The 17,578-nt window shown below is 59.3% G+C and carries 25 protein-coding genes; 15 read left to right on the top strand and 10 right to left on the bottom strand.

From position 1 onward, the window contains the following. The first annotated feature begins 833 nt into the window (after nt 1–833). A complete protein-coding gene (locus QCM77_RS43465; RefSeq protein ID WP_280096856.1) occupies nt 834–1,103 on the top strand; it encodes a DUF3551 domain-containing protein in 270 nt (89 codons plus the stop codon). Nucleotides 1,104–1,110: 7 nt separating this feature from the next. Here the strand turns inward: QCM77_RS43465 and QCM77_RS43460 are convergent, their stop codons facing one another. The 4 genes from QCM77_RS43460 to QCM77_RS43445 form a co-directional block, all read right to left on the bottom strand. Next, entirely contained in the window at nt 1,111–1,458 is a 348-nt protein-coding gene (locus QCM77_RS43460) for a hypothetical protein (RefSeq protein ID WP_280096855.1), read from the bottom strand. A 145-nt stretch (nt 1,459–1,603) separates the two neighbouring features. Further along, complete coding sequence (locus QCM77_RS43455) at nt 1,604–1,861, bottom strand: BrnA antitoxin family protein (RefSeq protein WP_280096854.1); 258 nt, start codon at nt 1,859–1,861, stop codon at nt 1,604–1,606. Between the two features lie 149 nt (nt 1,862–2,010). Then, nucleotides 2,011–3,354 (bottom strand): LLM class flavin-dependent oxidoreductase, encoded by a 1,344-nt coding sequence (locus QCM77_RS43450; protein WP_280096853.1) that lies wholly within the window; start codon nt 3,352–3,354, stop codon nt 2,011–2,013. A gap of 129 nt (nt 3,355–3,483) precedes the next feature. Then, entirely contained in the window at nt 3,484–3,753 is a 270-nt protein-coding gene (locus QCM77_RS43445; RefSeq protein ID WP_280096852.1) for a hypothetical protein, read from the bottom strand. Between the two features lie 171 nt (nt 3,754–3,924). Here QCM77_RS43445 and QCM77_RS43440 point away from each other — a divergent pair, with 171 nt between their 5' ends. From QCM77_RS43440 to QCM77_RS43425, 4 genes are all read left to right on the top strand, one after another. Continuing rightward, entirely contained in the window at nt 3,925–4,854 is a 930-nt protein-coding gene (locus QCM77_RS43440) for a TauD/TfdA dioxygenase family protein (RefSeq protein ID WP_280096851.1), read from the top strand. An 88-nt stretch (nt 4,855–4,942) separates the two neighbouring features. Beyond that, a complete protein-coding gene (locus QCM77_RS43435; RefSeq protein WP_280096850.1) occupies nt 4,943–5,950 on the top strand; it encodes an ABC transporter substrate-binding protein in 1,008 nt (335 codons plus the stop codon). Continuing rightward, on the top strand, nt 5,947–6,813 hold the full coding sequence (locus QCM77_RS43430; protein ID WP_280096849.1) for an ABC transporter ATP-binding protein: 867 nt from the start codon (nt 5,947–5,949) through the stop codon (nt 6,811–6,813). The genes QCM77_RS43435 and QCM77_RS43430 overlap by 4 nt, the downstream gene beginning before the upstream one ends. After that, nucleotides 6,764–7,681 (top strand): ABC transporter permease, encoded by a 918-nt coding sequence (locus tag QCM77_RS43425; protein ID WP_511337230.1) that lies wholly within the window; start codon nt 6,764–6,766, stop codon nt 7,679–7,681. Before QCM77_RS43430 ends, QCM77_RS43425 begins: the two co-directional genes overlap by 50 nt. Nucleotides 7,682–7,690: 9 nt before the next feature. On the opposite strand, the gene QCM77_RS43420 is transcribed toward QCM77_RS43425, so the two are convergent. The 3 genes from QCM77_RS43420 to QCM77_RS43410 form a co-directional block, all read right to left on the bottom strand. Beyond that, complete coding sequence (locus QCM77_RS43420) at nt 7,691–7,852, bottom strand: hypothetical protein (RefSeq protein WP_347882444.1); 162 nt, start codon at nt 7,850–7,852, stop codon at nt 7,691–7,693. A 130-nt stretch (nt 7,853–7,982) separates the two neighbouring features. Beyond that, nucleotides 7,983–8,237, bottom strand: coding sequence for a hypothetical protein (locus QCM77_RS43415; protein ID WP_347882443.1), 255 nt, complete (start codon nt 8,235–8,237; stop codon nt 7,983–7,985). Next, nucleotides 8,234–9,043, bottom strand: coding sequence for a hypothetical protein (locus QCM77_RS43410; protein ID WP_280096847.1), 810 nt, complete (start codon nt 9,041–9,043; stop codon nt 8,234–8,236). The genes QCM77_RS43415 and QCM77_RS43410 overlap by 4 nt, the downstream gene beginning before the upstream one ends. Before the next feature lie 211 nt (nt 9,044–9,254). Here QCM77_RS43410 and QCM77_RS43405 point away from each other — a divergent pair, with 211 nt between their 5' ends. From QCM77_RS43405 to QCM77_RS43365, 9 genes are all read left to right on the top strand, one after another. Next, nucleotides 9,255–9,665 carry a hypothetical protein gene (locus QCM77_RS43405; protein ID WP_280096846.1) on the top strand — a complete coding sequence of 137 codons (411 nt, stop codon included), beginning with the start codon at nt 9,255–9,257 and terminating at the stop codon, nt 9,663–9,665. A 658-nt stretch (nt 9,666–10,323) separates the two neighbouring features. Then, the gene (locus QCM77_RS43400; protein ID WP_280096845.1) at nt 10,324–10,617 is read left to right on the top strand and encodes a hypothetical protein; all 294 of its coding nucleotides are present in this window, start codon (nt 10,324–10,326) and stop codon (nt 10,615–10,617) included. A 145-nt stretch (nt 10,618–10,762) separates the two neighbouring features. Continuing rightward, entirely contained in the window at nt 10,763–11,026 is a 264-nt protein-coding gene (locus QCM77_RS43395; RefSeq protein ID WP_280096844.1) for a hypothetical protein, read from the top strand. 10 nt (nt 11,027–11,036) lie between these two features. Continuing rightward, a complete protein-coding gene (locus QCM77_RS43390; protein ID WP_280096843.1) occupies nt 11,037–11,390 on the top strand; it encodes a hypothetical protein in 354 nt (117 codons plus the stop codon). 461 nt (nt 11,391–11,851) lie between these two features. Then, nucleotides 11,852–12,130 (top strand): hypothetical protein, encoded by a 279-nt coding sequence (locus QCM77_RS43385; RefSeq protein WP_280096842.1) that lies wholly within the window; start codon nt 11,852–11,854, stop codon nt 12,128–12,130. Next, nucleotides 12,079–12,735, top strand: a complete 657-nt coding sequence (locus QCM77_RS43380) for a T6SS phospholipase effector Tle1-like catalytic domain-containing protein (RefSeq protein WP_280096841.1) — start codon at nt 12,079–12,081, stop codon at nt 12,733–12,735. The genes QCM77_RS43385 and QCM77_RS43380 overlap by 52 nt, the downstream gene beginning before the upstream one ends. Then, nucleotides 12,732–12,998, top strand: coding sequence for a hypothetical protein (locus tag QCM77_RS43375; RefSeq protein WP_280096840.1), 267 nt, complete (start codon nt 12,732–12,734; stop codon nt 12,996–12,998). Before QCM77_RS43380 ends, QCM77_RS43375 begins: the two co-directional genes overlap by 4 nt. A 92-nt stretch (nt 12,999–13,090) precedes the next feature. Continuing rightward, entirely contained in the window at nt 13,091–13,324 is a 234-nt protein-coding gene (locus QCM77_RS43370) for a hypothetical protein (protein WP_280096839.1), read from the top strand. Between the two features lie 118 nt (nt 13,325–13,442). Beyond that, complete coding sequence (locus QCM77_RS43365) at nt 13,443–13,706, top strand: hypothetical protein (protein ID WP_280096838.1); 264 nt, start codon at nt 13,443–13,445, stop codon at nt 13,704–13,706. A 252-nt stretch (nt 13,707–13,958) separates the two neighbouring features. Here the strand turns inward: QCM77_RS43365 and QCM77_RS43360 are convergent, their stop codons facing one another. The 3 genes from QCM77_RS43360 to QCM77_RS43350 all read right to left on the bottom strand — a co-directional run bounded on the left by QCM77_RS43360 (nt 13,959) and on the right by QCM77_RS43350 (nt 16,528). Beyond that, a complete protein-coding gene (locus QCM77_RS43360; RefSeq protein WP_280096837.1) occupies nt 13,959–14,360 on the bottom strand; it encodes a hypothetical protein in 402 nt (133 codons plus the stop codon). Nucleotides 14,361–14,916: 556 nt separating this feature from the next. Further along, nucleotides 14,917–15,105: a hypothetical protein gene (locus QCM77_RS43355; RefSeq protein ID WP_280096836.1), complete on the bottom strand. Its 189-nt coding sequence runs from the start codon at nt 15,103–15,105 to the stop codon at nt 14,917–14,919. Nucleotides 15,106–15,331: 226 nt separating this feature from the next. Next, nucleotides 15,332–16,528 carry a Fic family protein gene (locus QCM77_RS43350; RefSeq protein ID WP_280096835.1) on the bottom strand — a complete coding sequence of 399 codons (1,197 nt, stop codon included), beginning with the start codon at nt 16,526–16,528 and terminating at the stop codon, nt 15,332–15,334. Nucleotides 16,529–16,854: 326 nt separating this feature from the next. Between QCM77_RS43350 and QCM77_RS43345 the strand changes: the two genes are divergently transcribed. After that, nucleotides 16,855–17,202 carry a hypothetical protein gene (locus QCM77_RS43345; protein WP_280096834.1) on the top strand — a complete coding sequence of 116 codons (348 nt, stop codon included), beginning with the start codon at nt 16,855–16,857 and terminating at the stop codon, nt 17,200–17,202. The last annotated feature ends 376 nt before the right edge of the window (nt 17,203–17,578 follow it).

Raw genomic sequence — 17,578 nt, 5'->3', positions numbered from 1 at the left:
GCCTTGACGACCGCACCCCGGATCAAGCCTACTTCGATCTTCCTCCGCTCCGCGCGGCGGCCTAACACCGGCAGAGTCTCCACTTATCGACGCGGAATTTTTGTTCAGACAATCGGGACCGGCTCTTAAGCTAGGCCAGCACCCGTGGAGGGCTCGTCCTCGGGCCGAAGCCAACCAATTTGGTATAGAAATGAGTGACAGTGCTCGGCGCGCAAGCCGGCGGCTGAATTGTGGGCTATTTCACAATGCTGACATTTAAAGTGAGCTAGATAAGCGTTCGCCAAGGGCCAAATATCGATTTGCCGGGCAGCAGATGGAACGCAAGCTATCATCATTGGAGCGGCAGGCTGCCGACGCTCTCCGTCGTGCAAGAAGGTTACCTATTGGCGCGGACCGCAACGACTTACGGCAACTTGCCCGAGGGCTTCTTTGGCTGCACCGCAATGGCATGGATGCGTTGATGAACGAACGTAGTGGCAATTGGTTAGAAAAGCCGGGGCTAACTGCCGCAGCGCAATGACAGGATGGACCAAACGCCGACATGAGACCGTCGGCTTGAAATGATTGAGGTCCCAACTGAGGCGCGCTGGCGAAGCCGCAATTGGGATGGTCAAATTGAAAATGAAAAGCGCGAGCGCAGCCGAGTTTTATCCGTCCCAAGCGATGAAGGCCATCTCCGGTCACGCGTGATACTGCGCGCGCATATCCTCTACGGTTAACCTATTCGGGACCACCACCTGCGTAGGTTTGTGAGCGAGAACGTGAATTGACTTGGATCAGTATTGCCTCCTGCTTAAGTGCACTAGCGTTGTGTCGACTTCGAGGAGGTTCCAATGCGCACTGTAGCTTTGACTATTCTGATGATGAGTATGGTTTTGGCAGCAGGGCAAGCCTCGGCTCAGACCTATGATTTTTCGCCTGCGCTTGCAGGGCCGGATAGCTACTGCTTGCAAGGGCGCATATGGGGCTATCCCGGCAATTGCCAATTCTCCAGCTACGCCCAATGCATGGCCACCGCGAGCGGTACTAACGCCTATTGCGGGGTCAATCCCCAGTATGCGTTCGCGCGCCAGCGGCGCGGCGCCAATCGGGACCGATACTGAGCGGCAGTCACGCGGTATCGTAGCACAGTGCTGTCGGCGCAATAGCGGAGGAGCTCGCGAGGGATTCAGCGCAAACGCCAGATTGTGCTGTGCGATTGGCGCGCGCGCGAAGGACGGCATCGATCTCCGCAAAGTCCGTGGTGAACCGGACCTTGCCGAGCGCAGACGCAGTGTCCTTGCGCCCATAACGGAACACTTTCTGGATGAGCTGCAAAACGTTCAATCCGCGTCTCGTTGCACTGCCGCGGTCGAGCTCGGCGTCGTGTTCCCAGAAGCCGTCCGGGTCGAAAAAGATCATGGGCGTGAAATCGGCAGCCGTCTTTGTCCTACTAGTCTGTTCCGCATCCTCGAACACCTCGCGGAGAGTGCCGCCACACCTTGCGCGTAGACGATACCGGTGCGCGATTGGGTAGCAGCGCCTCTTCCGGATGCTATTGTGGAATGACTTGGCATACGTGGTCGCAAGGGGGAGGCGCGCCGGCGTTACAGTCGCATCGAAATCAAGTAGCCGCGATCAAAGCTTGTACGTCAAACGGGGCGAAGCAGCTGTCGAGGGACGGTCCTACAGTGTCGCACGTCACGCGCGCTTCTTCGGCTTCGTCTTCTGCTGCATATAGGACCGCAGCACCGCGTTGACGGCGCTGATAGCCTTCGCCCTCGCGCTTGAAGAACTCGAGCACGTCCTCATCGACGCGAATGGAAATCGCCTTCTTCTTCGGCGGAATCAGGAGCACGGCATCCGACCAATCGACGTCCATGAACTCCTGCCAGTCGGATCATTCTTGATCGCCGCTTCGATCTCCTCGTCGGTCGGCGCATCAACACGCCTCCAGTCAGTCTTGCCTTCCGGCGATCCCCCCGTTTTCGTCGCACGATCGATTGGATCAAACCATCTCTGCCAGGCGACCTATGCAATCGCCCGAACCAAATTGGAGAAGAGGCTCGCCGGCCGCCTCAGGCCGTAATGATCGCGCAGCGTTGTGCCCGTGTAGTCGTGACGGAACAGGCCGCGCTTGCGCAGAATGGGCACGACCTGCTCGGCGAAGATGTCGAAGCCGCCGGGCAGCCAGGGCGGCATGACGTTGAAACCGTCGGCCGCGCCATTCTCGAACCAGCTCTGAATGCTGTCGGCGATCTTCTCCGGCGGTCCGGCAATCACCCAATGGCCGCGGGCGCCAGCCAGGCGCTGCACGAGCTGGCGAATCGTCGGCTTCTCGCGATCAACGATGTCGATGACCAGCTTGAATCGGCTGGCCACCCCGCGGGCGCCCTCGGTATCGATCAGATGACGAGGAAAGGGGCCATCGAGGTCAAACCCGGAGAGGTCGAGACCGATCATCTGGCGCACCTGGCTCAGCGAATACTCGGGCTGGATCAGCTCGTTGAACTCGTCCTGCAGCCGATCGGCCTCGATCTGCGTGCTGGCGATGAAGGGACTGATGCCGGGCAAAATCTTGATCTGATCGGGACTGCGGTCGAAGGCGCGCGCCTGACGCTTGATGTCGGCATAGAATTCCTGGGCGGTCGCTAGTGTCTGATGCGCGGTGAAGATCGCCTCGGCGAAACGCGCCGCAAAGGCACGTCCGTCGTCGGAAGAGCCGGCCTGGACATAGACCGGTCGTCCCTGCGGCGTCCTTGAGATGTTGAGCGGCCCACGCACGCGGAAATGCTTTCCGATGTGATTGATTGCGTGGATCTTGCCGGTGTCGGCGAAAACACCCGATCTGGGGTCGTTGACGAGCGCGTCGTCTTCCCAGCTGTCCCAAAGCCGCGTAATGACGTCGAGATACTCCCGCGCCCGCTCGTAGCGTTCATGATGCGGAGGATGCTCTGGCAAGCCAAAGTTCTGCGCGGCCTGCGGCGTGCTCGTTGTCACGATGTTCCAGCCGGCCCGGCCGCTACTGATGTGATCCAGTGAGGCGAACAGCCGCGCCAAGTTGTAGGGCTCGGTGTAGGTCGTCGATGCCGTGGCAATCAGGCCGATCCGGTGGGTGGCGGAGGCGATCGCGGTGAGCAGGGTGATCGGCTCGAGCCGAAGCCGCTGCGCATAGCGGACATTGTCCGCCAGCGCCGGACCATCGGCGAAGAAGACCGCGTCAAATTTGTGCGCTTCAGCGCGCTGCGCCAGCTCCTGATAGTAGGTGACGTCGAGGATGCGATTAACTTCCGAACTCCGGTGGCGCCAGGCCGCCTCGTGATGGCCGTCTGGATAGATGAAGAAGTTGAGGGAAAGCTGCCGTCGTTGGCTCATTTGTGAGATCCGCGTGCATTGGGAGCTGTAGCAAACGAGACTCGACGTCTGCAGTCACGTTGATGTCGATGAAATGAATTTGCATTGTTTAGTTGGATGCAAGCACGAAGCTTGCGAGCAGAACGCCAATCAAAGACGAGGGAAGTCGTCACGACGAGAAACGGCGGTGGTTGTAACGATTTTATCGCGTCTCTGGACGAGAAGAAAGGTGCGTTGCGTCGCGTCAAATTGCGCTCTTCTTGCGACCGGGCGGGCAGTCATCATTACGAATCTTTCAGTGTCAGCATCGACGGCGAAGCGTTCGTTGCCTATCGCCGAAAACAAAGCTGGTTTCGTTTCATTGACTGACGATCGATCGCTCGTACCATTCAAGGCCTCAACGCGAGGTCGTTTCATCATGCTCCAATCCGATCGCAGTGACCGATGTCCCGGCTCGGGCCGTCTGCCGGAGCACGTTGCGGCCGAGTAGGGCCCCTAGCCTGAAATGATTTCATTTATCTCCGCCGTCGTTTCCGCGACCGGCGCATGGCGGAGCTTTGTCCAGGGGATCGCAGTGACGAGAGCACGACCATGAGCAACACGACAACAATCGATAACGTCATTCCGCGCGCCGACATCGTCAAGCGTGCGGCCAGGCTCGGCGCCGAGATCAGGAACATCAAACTGTCGGGCGATCTTTCGGACGAGACCATCCGTGCCATCAATCAGGTGCTGCTCGAGCAGAAGGTCATCTTCTTCCGGGACCAGGGACATCTGGACGATGCGGAGCAGGAGCGCTTTGCCATCAGGCTCGGCAAGCTGGTGCCCCATCCGACGGTCGGCGCGATCAAGGGCACGTCGTCGATCCTGGAACTGGATTCTGGCCGCGGCGGTGGCCGCGCCGACCAATGGCATACCGACGTCACGTTCGTCGACGCCTATCCGAAAATCTCGGTGCTGCGCGGCGTGGTGATTCCGCCCTACGGCGGCGATACCGTCTGGTCGAACACGGCGGCAGCTTATCTCGATCTGCCGGCGCCGCTACGCAAGCTCGCTGACGAGCTGTGGGCCGTGCACAGCAACGCCTATGACTATGCCGTGAAGACGCAGGCAACCGAGGCGGACAAGAAGCACTTCGACGAGGTGTTCACCGCAACGATCTATGAGACCGAGCATCCGGTGGTGCGCGTCCATCCCGAGACCGGCGAGCGCACGCTCGTGCTTGGAAATTTCGTGCAGCGCTTCGTCGGCCTGCCGAAATACGACGGCCAGAAGCTGTTCGACCTGTTCCAGTCGCATATCACGGCGCCGGAAAACACCGTGCGCTGGAGCTGGGAGGCCGGCGACGTTGCGATCTGGGACAATCGCGCCACGCAACATTACGCGGTCAACGACTATGGCGACCAGCACCGCGTTGTGCGCCGCGCCACCATCGATGGCGATGTACCGCTCAGCGTCGACGGTCGCCGCAGCGTGACGCGCGTCAAGACATCCAAGCCCCAGACCGCCAAAGCCGCTTGATACGGATTAGCTCACGAGAGTCACAATGATGAACGCTATATTTCGATTGCTTCGCGCAGGGCGCGCCCGCTTGGGACGTGCCACCCGCATGACGTTGCGGGTTTTGTTGGCCGGCGCCGTGGCGCTCGGCCTCACGGCTCCGGCATTCGCCGAGCCGCCGCTCGAGAAGACCGACATCTGCTACCAGGGATCGGCCGGGCAAGTGACGTTTATCGAGCTGGCCGAGGACCTCGGTTATCTCGCGCCGCTCAAGCTCAAATGGGTCGGCAACACCATCAGCGGGCCGCAGGACATCCAGACCGTCGTCACCGGCGATATCGACATCGGCGGCGCGTTCTATGGGGCGATCCTCAAGTTGATCGCGGCGAAGGCCCCGGTCAAGGCGGTGGTCGGCTACTACGGCTCCGATGCCAACACCTATTATGGCTACTTCGTGAAGGATGACAGCCCGATCAAGACCGCGCGTGACCTGATTGGCAAGAAGGTGGCGGTCAACACGCTGGGCGCACATTTGGAATTCGTGCTCCGCGAATATCTGGCTAGGTCCGGCCTCAGCGCTGGTGAGGCCAGGCAGGTCACGTTGGTGGCGATCCCGCCAGTCAGCGGCGAGCAAGCGTTGCGCCAGGGCCAGGTCGAAGTGAGCGCGTTGAGCGGCGTCTTGCGGGACAAGGCGCTTGAGCGCGGCGGCATCCGTTCGCTTTTTAATGACACCGATCTGTTCGGCCAGTTCACCGGCGGTGCCTATGTACTGCGGGACAAATTCATCAAGGATAATCCCAATGCCTCGCGCAAGCTGGTGGAGGGGATTTCGCAGGCGATCCAATGGGCGCAGACCACACCTCCGGAAGAGGTCAGGGCCCGGTTCGACAAGATCATCGCTGAGCGCAAGCGCAATGAGGATGTCTCCTTGATTAAGTACTGGAAGAGCACGGGCGTTGCGTCCAAGGGCGGCGTGATCTCGGACAGCGAAATCCAGGTGTGGATCGACTGGCTCGTGAAGGACGGCCTGTTCAAGCCGGGTCAGGTCAAGGCTTCGGACACCTACACCAATGCGTTCAACTATTTCCGTCCCGGAAGGACGGCGGAGGCCCGATGACCAATGTGAAGATCCGTTTCGAGCATGTCCGCAAGGAGTTCGTCGTGCGCGGCGAGGGCGGCGGACCAGGCCGCCATTTCACCGCTCTGGAGGACATCACGCTGGATGTTCGCTCCGGCGAATTCCTCGCCCTGGTTGGCCCAAGCGGCTGCGGGAAATCCACCTTGCTCGATCTGCTGGGCGGGCTCTCGCTGCCGACCAGCGGCCGGATTCTGCTCGAGGGCCGGCCGATTGCAGGACCTGGTCGCGACCGCGGCATCGTGTTCCAGCAGTATGCGCTGTTTCCTTGGCGCACCGCCGAACAGAATGTCGAGTTCGGTCTCGATATCGCAGGGCTCAAGCCCAAGCAGCGGCGCGACATCGCGCGGCGTTTCCTCGACCTGGTTGGGCTCTCCGGCTTTGCCGACCGCTATCCTCATGAGCTCTCCGGCGGCATGAAGCAGCGTGTCGCGATCGCGCGAAGCCTCGCCTATGATCCCGAGGTGCTGCTGATGGACGAGCCGTTCGCCGCGCTCGACGCCCAGACGCGCGAGACGCTGCAGGGTGAGCTGCTGCGGATCTGGCGCGCGACCGGCAAGACGATCGTCTTCATCACCCACGGTATCGACGAGGCCATCGTGCTCGGCCAGCGGGTGGCAGTGATGACCTCGCGCCCGGGCCGGATCAAGCAGGTGTTCGACATTCCGGATGTGCTCCGCAGCGACGATGACGACGTACGTTCGCTGCCCGAGTTCGGCCGCGTGCGTCACGACGTTTGGAGTCTGTTGCGCGAGGAAGTCTTGAAAGCCCAGCAGGGACAGTTGGCCGGCGCCATTGGCACGCAGCGTGCCGCCCGCAAAGTGGAAGAGGTTGCTCATGTCTAGTCTCGAAATGTTGACATTGCTGGAGGTTGCGCGCTGGCGCCGAGAGCCGCTCACCAGCGTGGAACGCCCGGCATCGCCGGTGCTGGACCGGATCCGAGCCGCGGCCCGCGGGCTGGCTGCCTTCGGGCACCGCTCATTGCTGTTGATTGCCCTGTTGGCTGCGTGGGAGGCGGTTCCGAGGCTCGGGCTGATCGATCCCGTGTTCCTGCCACCCTTCTCGGAGGTCATCGCTGCGGGCTGGCAGCTTGTGCAAAGCGGCGAGCTCTACGATGACGTGTCCGCCAGCTTGCTGCGCGCTTTGAGCGGATTTCTGATTTCGGTCGCGTTGATCGTTCCGCTCGGCGTGGCCGTCGGTTGGTATGCGCGACTTGGCAATCTCGTGAACCAGTTCATCGAGATCTGCCGCAACACGGCGCCGCTTGCGCTGCTGCCGGTGTTCATCCTGTTGCTCGGAATCGGCGAGCTGTCGAAGATCACGATGGTAATCTATAGCTGCGCCTGGCCACTCCTGCTCAACACCGTTGCCGCGGTGAAGCAGGTCGATCCGCTGCTGATCAAGTCGGCGCGCACCATGGGGGCGACCCCGCAGCAGTTATTCCGCAAGGTGATCCTGCCGGCAGCACTTCCCACCATCTTTGTCGGGATACGCCTCGCCAGCGCGTCAGCCATGCTGGTGCTGGTGGCGTCCGAAATGGTCGGCGCCAAGGCCGGCCTCGGCTACCTCATCATCAACAGCCAGTACAGCTTCCTGATTCCGCAGATGTATTTCGGCATTCTCAGCATCACCGTCATCGGGCTGGCGTTCAATGCCATTGTGGAGGCACTGGAGCGGCGCTTCATGCGGTGGAAAGCGCCAGTGACGGCATGAGATTTGGGATCAGGCGCCGCTCGGAACGTTCCGCGCGGTGGCCTGCCTCACCATGCTGGTCGGCGGCACGTCACGGATCAGCCAGACATTGCCGCCGATGGTCGATCCGCGGCCGATCGTGATTCGGCCGATCGTGATTCGGCCAAGGATCGTCTCGCCGACGTAGATCACGACGCCGTCGTCTAGGATCGGGTGGCGGGTGTCGCCCCCTGATCACCTTGCCCTTGTCGTCCGTCGGAAAGTCGCGCCTCGAGGGTGACCGCCTGATAGATGAAGACAATTATCCCTCGATAATGGCCGATCACGACCCCGGTGCGTAATCGGTGAAGAAGCCGGAGCCGATGCCGGCGCCGGGGTCCATATCGATGCCGATCCAGCTCAATTTGACACGTACGCGCTCCGAAGCAGCTATCGCCTCAATCAATTCACCGCCGCCACAAGCCAGACATTGCACCGCGACGGGATCGCGATCCTTGATAAACAGGTCGAGAGCGGTGCCAAGCTGATGCCTTGCGACATTCAACTTTGTGAGTGCATTCGGTGTCGACTGCATCATTTTGCTGTCTCTATTGGGCGCGCTCCGGCTGCTGGAGGGGCGTCATCGCCCGCCACAGGGGGCAAGCGATTGGCAATGTGCTCCCCCATCTGCATGACGGCGAATGCAATCGAGTTAAATTCGGCAGCCGAAAACGAGAGCCGATCACCAACTGCAAACTCCCTAGTTTGTAACTCAAGTCGAATCATTATTGCCGCGTGTGTCTGTCCTTCGTCAGGCTCGATAATGGAGCCGGCACCAACTTCGACTTCGCCGCCGTCGCGGATGTAGAAGATCTTAATTCGGGGGAAACTCAGTTTGAATGTCTGCGCACCCTTACAGTCTTCAGCACCGACGATGCCGCCGCGGTGCTCAAGGCAATTGCGGGCCTGCTGAAGCGATAGTAATGCGGAAGGGAATTCAAGCGGCACGATCAACCGCTTGTTGGCTGCCGCTAACAAGTCTTCAAATCCCGCATGTTGAGCTTTTAATTTGAGACGGGCCGTGAGGCTGTCGATCTGTTCTTGTGTTTCCGGCTGCTTATCCAGCAGTCCAAGATAGACATAGGCCTGCTCGAGCCTTTCTTTCGCTCCGCGTACTACGTCGTGGAAGCCGCGCGCCAAGATCCAAGCTTCATAGGCGGCTTTCCGTTCGCCGGCGCTTAGCTCAGGCGCCTTGAAATTAATAAAGTTCGTCCCTTGCGGGGCCTTTGACAGGTCAGTGCCTGCCATGGCAGCGAATGCGAAGTCGACCATTTCTGTGGAGCGAACCACAGCTATTTGAACTGGTTGTCTGATAGCATTTCGATTCAAAACTAATTGAGGCATCTCGCCTTCCAGCGATTCTGGGCAATCTAATCAAACCTGCGGGAGCATACCGCTAGGGCATGCAATCGGCAGCGCTTCCATCCAAGCGCAACCAAAGCGGGAGCGCAAGCCGCAGGGCAACAAAGTCAACCAAATTCCTAGAGCCGAATTTACCTTGGCGTAGCTGGCGCTTCTGCGGCAGGTTAAGCCAGCCACACGGAGCGCTCGGTATATGCCCGCCTTTCTCGTTCGGCTCATCAAGAACAAAGACCTCGTCGGGATTTTCACTGCTGACGACGAGATCGATCTCGAGTTGGCCGTCGACGAGTGCACCGACGTACCATACTGCGAGTACACCGAGCTGCCTGATGGCGGGATCATGTGGGAAAGCCCCGCTAAGCCTGTGCCGCTCGATAGAGGCGACCCGGAAGATGACGAGTCACCGGTCGAAGAATTCCTATGGGGAGGAGCGTCACTGAGTGAGCGCTGGTGGTCAATCGCTTATGGATTCGAGGAGGTCGAATGGATTCCCTTCGTCGAGGGAGGGCCGGCTCCTGAGAACGATCCGCAAGTTGATCCTGCCGTGAGGCGACCAATGGGGCCCGCGCGAATCATCCCAATAAAGGGACGAAAGAGAAGTTAGGACTTTTACGTTTTCAATCTGAGCCTTCCGGGTTTCCGAGGTCGATCAATTCGTCCAGGACGTGATCTAGACTGCCCGCGTCCCGATCCAGCTCGACCAAGAAGGCGCCGTAGAACTCATTGTGATGGATTCGTCCAAAGCGCTGGTCCTCATAGATCTCTCTTTCCGCAGGCCGCGCTAGGCGCAAGCGCATGATCCCGTAATCGTCACACAGAGGGGCTCCGCCAGACTTGAGGGCCGAGAGTTTCGTGCGCAATTCCTAGCCGTTAAAGATGGCTTCTGCTGCCGCATGGGTTCTCGAAGCAAATGCAAAAACAGGACGCCGGTCGACCTCAACCGCGAAAACGGACAGGGATAACGCTTCTCTCATTTCTTGATCTTCAGACCGATCTCAACAAGCCGGCGGATGGCTTCGGACCGACGGGGAGTGTCCGATTGTCTAGCTGCCCAAGCGTCAACGCTCTCTCGCATTTCAGCGGAGAGGCGAATCGCCGTCACAGGATCCTGGCCAGTGGCCGGACGGCCCGGGCGTTTACGTACTACGTTTTTTGACTGGGGCACGATAAACGTACTACGCTAATTTCGCTTGAATAACAAGCGGCCTGCCGCGATTGCTCGAACAACCGTGACGGGCCTGGCCCAAACTATGAGGTTAGTCATGGCTCAGGTTGATTCTGAGAATATCACAGCTTTGCGAGCGTGCCGCGCTGGTGCGATTTCCCAACATGTCGGTCACAAGCCAGCTCGGGCATTAGAAGCGCCAGACGCCGCGCCGTGGCAACATGCCATCATCCGACTGGCGAATGCCACCGAACGGGTGGCCAATCAAATTTCGACCGTTTTGGAGCAGCCGCTGGGCTCTGGCGAGTACGTTTGGGGATTGCGGGATCTCGTTCGCGACGCGATCGACACGCTTGATCAGCTCGACGGCGACCCCCGACCTCGAGGATGACGGAAGCGTTGAGCCATCTCTGGGCTCGCACGAGGCCGAATCCGGAGCCGCGGTGTACTTGCCCTGCTGGGCTCCAAGGGCCGGCTATGACGTCGAAGAGCAATCCGATCATGAAGGGGTCACGGCATGAGCAGCCCCGTAATAATTGCCCGCAGAGGCTTCCTTCCGCGCTGCGGCGGTACTGGCCGGCGCCAGCGTCGCAGCGGCCATCCCCCTGACAGCCGCCCTTGCGGCTCCTGAAGAGCATCCCGCGCTGCTCGATGCCGACCGGCGCCTCGATGGGCTGGTCGACGCCTTCACAGCGGCGCAACCCAAGCTGGCGGCGGCCAAGGACTTGGCGAGGTCGCTCGTGCCGGACGTGCCGGAGGAGATCGTCTGCCACTCCCACTTCTGGGGCGGCTGCCTATGAGGTGCGGGACGTGGACGACACGCCACTATCGAGTGGGGTTGTCGTTGATGCGGACGGCAAGGCGCGGCCGGCGCGGCCGACGATGATCATCCACTCGACCGGGTTGAGGAAACTCATCAAGGACGGGCAGATACGCTGCGACGGCCGGACGGGCTTCGGCAAACAGGTTAAGCGAATCATCGCGGCAGCCGAACGATATGACGGCGACCGGGCGGCGGCCATCGAGCGATCAGGACTGCGAGACGCCCAAGAGGCGCTCTATTCGGCCTATCGGGCGATTGATGACCTTGCCCGCGAGGTTGCGGCCATCGAGCCGAAAACCGGTGCCGGTGCGGTCGTGTTGGCGCGGGTCCTGTGTGCCTAGGTCAGCACCGAGGACTACAGCGGCAACCGGCACCATGGCGTGTTGATCCTCGGGAAGCCGCTGGCAGAGGCCGTTGCACGCCTCGCTTGCCCTTTGTGCAGCCACGTTAACGAGACCGTCGCGGCGTTATGCAGCCCCCGTCGCCGGAATGACTGCAGATCGCACGCCTTAGGTCGGTTTCGCGCGGGCAAGCTTTCCTCCAATTGCCTTGCCGAGGCGGCACGCCTCGGATCACAAAGTTGAGTCACGCTTCCGGTCCAGCGCCTCGGCCTCTCCGCGGTGTTAGTTTCCGTTCTCCAGCTCCGCGCGTGAATTCGACCCGCAAGCGCGCTCTGGCGCAGTTATCGTGCGTCATCACGTAAGTGCGCGACGTGCACCGAATCAGCACACGGCTTATTCTCCCGGCAAAGTCACCGATTCTCTCTTCAGTCGGCCAATGTCACGCAATCGGGAGCTACGTCATGAAGGTTCTGCGATCGGTCGAGCGGATTGCACACTCGATCGGCCTCTTGCTTGCGATCGTGGCCATAGTCTGGATTGGGGTGATTATTAGGCGTCCTTCCGAGAAAAGTGGAAATCAGCCGAATTTCGTCGGCGCAGAGCAGCAGCAGAAGCGCCTCGCGGTTTTTCTCGATGGCACCTGGAATAGCATCAATAGCAATACGAATGTCTGGCGCATGCGCGCGCTTTGCGCCGCGAAAAGCAAGGCGGCCAGCGACTCGATGAGAACATCCGCCTAGCTTACGAGTGGCTCATCGAGAACTACAACGACGGAGATGAAATCTTCATTTTCGGCTTCAGCCGTGGCGCGTTTACAGCCAGTAGCCTGGCCGGGTTGATCGCCATAGATGGCATCCTCAAAGCCGGTTCACCCATCGGCGTGACCGAATTGTTTGATCGGTATAAGAAGGGAGACGAGAAAAGCATTTGGACGTTGAAGAAGGAAGCGTCCGGAGATGCCAGCAAGTTGACCGAGCAGGAACAGTGGCTGCTCAAATATTCCCAGCCGGCGAAAATGAAAGTTGTTGGCGTTTGGCATGCCGTTGGATCCGTCGGCGTGGCCGCGGGAAATATTCCGGGCATTAGCCGTTCTCAGTTTGATTATCTGCAAACGGGTCTACGCATCCACATCCTAAACGGCTATCACGCGCTTGTCATCGACGAGCACCGCTGCGACTTCGCTCCGACGCTGTGGGACGTTTGCCACCCGAAAGATCCAAACGCAGTCATTGCGCAACCGCGCCCGCTCTCCGGCGTTGAGCAGCGCTGGTTTGTAGGTGCCCACGCGAATGTTGGGGCGGCTATCAGGCGGATCGTCTTGCTCAGGCTCCGCTGCGCTGGATGATGAAGAAGGCGGAATCTCAGGGGCTTTCGTTCCGATCGGAGGTCGATCTGGATGGAGATGTTCTCAAGGCGCCGATTGCTGACTCCTATGAGTCGTTCGGCTCAGGATTGTACGCCAAGGTGCTGGCGCCTGAAGCGATAGAGGGGATCATCGTGCGACACGCCCAGATGCTGTGGATCGCGTCGACGCCGGGCTCGATCGATGAGCTGCGCCGGGCAACGGGGAGTCCGCGGCGCTCGACAGCGCGGCCGGGCCCAAGCTGATCGAGCAGAAAGACGGCGCATCACAAGGGTCAAACGCTGCTAATCGTCGTGGTCCAATGCTAAAAGTCCTTCGCCGAGCGACTGGGGGCAACATGGTTAAGGCATTTCGCAATACGATCATGGCACTTACTTTTGTAGGAGTCGCCGGCTGCAACATATTTTGGAATTTCATGAATGACTATATCATCTGCGGCCTTGCACTGGCGGCTTCAGTCACCGCCGGTTTTTGCGTTGAGCGCGTCTTCATCGAGCGGTCCCGTCGGGAGATGATCCGCCTCCACGGAGCGGACTGGCATTCGGCGGAGAACCGTCAGCTCGACTCATGAACGCCACCCGTCGCACGCTCTCTATGCCTTGTGGCCCAATCGCGGCAGCAGTACGTCATTGGCCAGTCGATCTACCTTGAGCCGGACCGCAACTCGGCCATTTCAGCGAGCCGAGCTGGTGATGATTTTTTTCCGCAATGCGCTTGTAGGTCCGTCTTTCGGAATGTTCGGGTGCAGCGCGGCCTATGCCGCCAGTTCGTGCGCAAGCATAGATGCCTTCAGCTCTTATGACCAGACCCCGTTACGGGAGACATCGTTCGGAGTCGGCGGAGTTGGAACATTCAGGATTGCCGGCGAAACCGATGAAAACAAACAACCTAATTTCAACCTCGCTTTCATCGATTGCGAAAGCGAAACTGATGACAGGGGCGCGGGAGCTTGAATCGGTTCTGCGGCAAACCTTGGCGGGACCCTGTCGGTGAAAGGTCTGCAGGCATCTAACGCTGTCGGTTAACGCCGCGTGTGCTGGCGCGGCGGGCAATGAATTCTTTCATCAACCGCAGAAAAAATGCCTTGCGATGGAGATTGCCGCCGACAGAGCGGCAGAATACGGCGGCCCTGATCCGGCAATTGCTCGGAAAGAGCATTGCGGACCGCTATGTCGACTTCTGCCGGCTCGCCCACTCGTTGAGGTCTAGCCAGCAAGCCACAACAGCGCAAGGTATAGATCGCCGAGGGCAAGGTTCTGGATGTTGGAAGGGCATTTTGGCGAACGGCGATAGCGGTTGAGGAGCCCATTTACCCTCCGTGATGTACGGTCGCTCTGTCGTTTCTCCGACTGGCTTCTCTCCCATCCCACCCAACGGACTACCCCAATCCTCTCAACATCAAACGGCCAGCGGACCCTGAAGGCCTGTCCGTTGCAGACGATGATGTCGTCCTCTTCCAAGTTCAACCCAACGGCAACTTCCTCGACATGGCGATGATTGCTGAGCACCACGCTCAACACGTCGGCATCCATCGGATGATCCGGACTGCCGTCAAGGTCTTCAACGATCGCATGCGTCAAGTCCAGTCGTTCGATGTCAGGGGTCACCTTCCGGAACTCCGGACGCGGTCTCCAAACGCGATATCGAAACCTAGGCCTCATAGTCTCGGCTCCATCTCCTCGGCGAGAACTTTAGCCAAGCAAAATCGGAAAACCGCCGGTGGTTTCGATTACGCCGAAGCCCTGATTAAAAACGAAAATTCAAATGCTGTGTCACCCCGAAAGTTGCCGCCATGTTGGCGAATGAAGTTGACTACTTCCTCGGGGTTCGCATTTAGCTTCTCTTCAAATTGTTCCCGTGTTCGAAGGATGCGCATAGCGGTCAGGGACGCTCGGGTTGAAGTGCCGGCGGTAGAAACCCCCGGAGCTTGGCATAAACGAGCGGCCGTCAATTGTTACAGTTGTCGATAATCCGGCTCCGCGGAGCCGGGCTCTTTCCCCGGCTGTCCAATTTTGCTTGGACGGAATGATTCCTTTCAATTCGAACACCAACCGGCATTTGGCCAGGATCTCACGATGACTTGTATCAGGTGCTCGTTCGTCCAGTCGCGGTGGCTCATCACGTCGATCAGATAAGCAGTCTGTTCCCTGAATGCCGCAAAAATCAGCGGGCCATCAGCTCGCGCGTCGTCGGCAGGAAGAGTTGCCGGGATATGTCATGGACATGAGTATCGTAATCGTTGGCCGTGTACAGGAAGGCGGGACAGAAATCATACATATCCAGCTCGCCATTGCTGAGCGCCCGGAGCAGGCGATGTGCATGGCCAGTCTGTCGGTCTTGTCCTTCGGCCATGTGAGCGTGCCGCTCCCGACCATGGACCCAATCGTCTCCTTGCACTCCCCGTACCATGCTTTGCGCTTGTTGCAGCGTCGGTCAGCTCGTTATAGACGGCGCGGAAATTCGAGAAATCGCTCATGATCGCCCTGGCTCAGCAATGGTAAGTGGACAATACCATGCGAACGTTTGTGCGACACTGCCGGCATGAGCGAACCATCAGATTATAATGGACTGATAATCGTCATGAAGGTGGGCTGGGAAGAATCGGGTCTTCGCCGAACGGGCGGTTGATAATCGACAGCGCATCAGGCGCAGTGAATACGCGGTTGCGGGCATAGCCGGTCCGCTCCACGAGAATCTCGCGCTCGACAAGCTGCTCCACTGCTTGGGAAGCTGCCTGCACGGTGATGTCGAGAAGCTTAGCCAGGCGCTTCACGGTTAGAACTGGATAATGGGGTAATACATCGAGCGCGCGAAGGCTGGCAGAGCCCTGCCGGAATTTCCGACGCTCGCGCCACATAGCGCCAAGTGTGGCCAAGGCCTCGCGCGTCCTGAGCAGCTCGTCGGTTGTGCCGACCACTGCATCCGCCATGAACCCAACCGCTTCATGCCATTCCAGGCGTTGCTGCGCCGCCTTGAGGGAATCGTAATAGGCAGTTTTACGGGCCTCGATGTAGGGAGAGAGATATATCGGCATCATTCCCTCCGCCGCCATCATCAGCGGCAGCAGCAGACGTCCAACGCGGCCGTTGCCGTCGCGGAATGGGTGGACCGCCTCGAAATGCGCGTGCGCTACCGACATCCGAACGATGAAGCTCTGGTACATCGCCTGCATCCCCTCGCAGCGCATGTATTTCATGGTCTCTTCGAGGCAGGCCGCGATATCGGGGGGAGGCGTTGGATTGTAAGTCGAATACGCAATGTCGCCTCTGCCGCCGATCCACACCACCCCCTCCCGGAAATCGCCGGGTTTGTCCTTATAATCGGCATCGCCACGCATGACGGCGCGATGCAAATCCTGAACCACGGAGGTCGTGAATAGCTCCAGCTTTTCTTTACGCGCGCGCGGCAGAAAATCATCGAGCGCGAGTGCGTAGTCGCGCACTTGCACAGCGGCTTCGCCCTGCGGGGAATCTTCGCTTTCCTCAACTGACAGCAGTTCGTCGAGTGTACTATTCGTCCCTTCGATCGACGAACTGCTCACGGCCTCACGCCGGGGCAATATACGGCTGATGAGGTAGGGGTCCTTGAGTTCCGCCGCGAGTGTCTCAATCCTGACAAGGGCCGCGTCCGCCGCCTTCAGCCGTGCGAGGACCGGCCCAACCGCAATCCCCTCCTCGGGCGGCGGCAGCGGAACGACCCCGTAATGGGAGTCGAACGGCGGCGGGAGCCTTTTCAGTCGCTCCCGGATGGCATGGCTGAGATGGTTATGGTTCACGCAAAACCTTGGCTACGGAGGCCCGATATATATCCATATTAAAGGTTGTTTATAAAAACTTCAGTAAAGGGTCCGGAGTTAGTCCCGATTGCAGGGAAATTCGACGACATTCCCTTTCTGGTCTTGGGGAACTTGAAGCGTTGCCCCGTCGCATAGCCAGGGTCGTCCTTGGGCAAGTGGTCTTATTCCTGCTCATTAAACGCAGAGCCAAATGCGGATCTTGGGCTGCCGCCCCCCAAGTGTGGCGGGCTCCCCTTACAACCGTGTGCTATGGAACTTACCTTTGCGGATTGCGCCACCCGTCGAACTTCCGGCTGAAATCTCTCATGCCTGCCGCAACCGCATACGTGCTCTACGTTCCGGAGGGCCGGCGTGACATTATTCTGAACTACGCCGAAGAAAACCGGCCCGACGCCCCGCGGTACGTCGCCGAACCCGTGCCGAGCTTTTCCTACGGTAGCAACGCGTTGGTCGTGCTGGCGTGCTTTCGCGACGGCGTGATCACGCATATCGCCGACGGCCGAAAGGGCATGTCGGCGGGAACCGGGTTGGCCCGGCTCAACATAACCGAGTTGCAGAGATTGGAACGGACCCTTCCATTTGAAGAACTTGTCGGCCTCGAAACCGTCCTCATCATCCTCTACGTCGTTGTTATCGGGATCAAGACGCTTTGATTGAAGGAGCCCCAAGCGACTGAGCCAGAATCGCATTTGTGGACTGTTTTGGGGTTGCAGGATTTTGATGCTTCGGGCGTCGGAACCTTGCGATTTCGTCTTCAGATATGCCGAGCCTAAACTCCCGGCATATTTCTGGTTGCACTGCGCATAATTCAGAGCCCTGCTCGAACGCGCAACAACGGAGATTGAGCATGCCCCCACATTTCGAAGCTCTAAACTCACGACCGAAGATCCAGACAATGTTCTCTAGGGTCTGTTGGGATTCAGGATTCTCATTTGAGCTCGGCTGTGATTCAAGCTCGGGATGGACCGATTCGTTTTGAATGACGCCCAATGGGCGAAGATGGAACCGCTTTGTCTAGGCAAGCCGAGC

This window comes from Bradyrhizobium nivariense, from assembly GCF_029846695.2.
Lineage (GTDB): Bacteria > Pseudomonadota > Alphaproteobacteria > Rhizobiales > Xanthobacteraceae > Bradyrhizobium.
The sequence above is the reverse complement of the archived record's forward strand: the minus strand, read 5'-3'. Positions and strand labels throughout refer to the sequence as shown.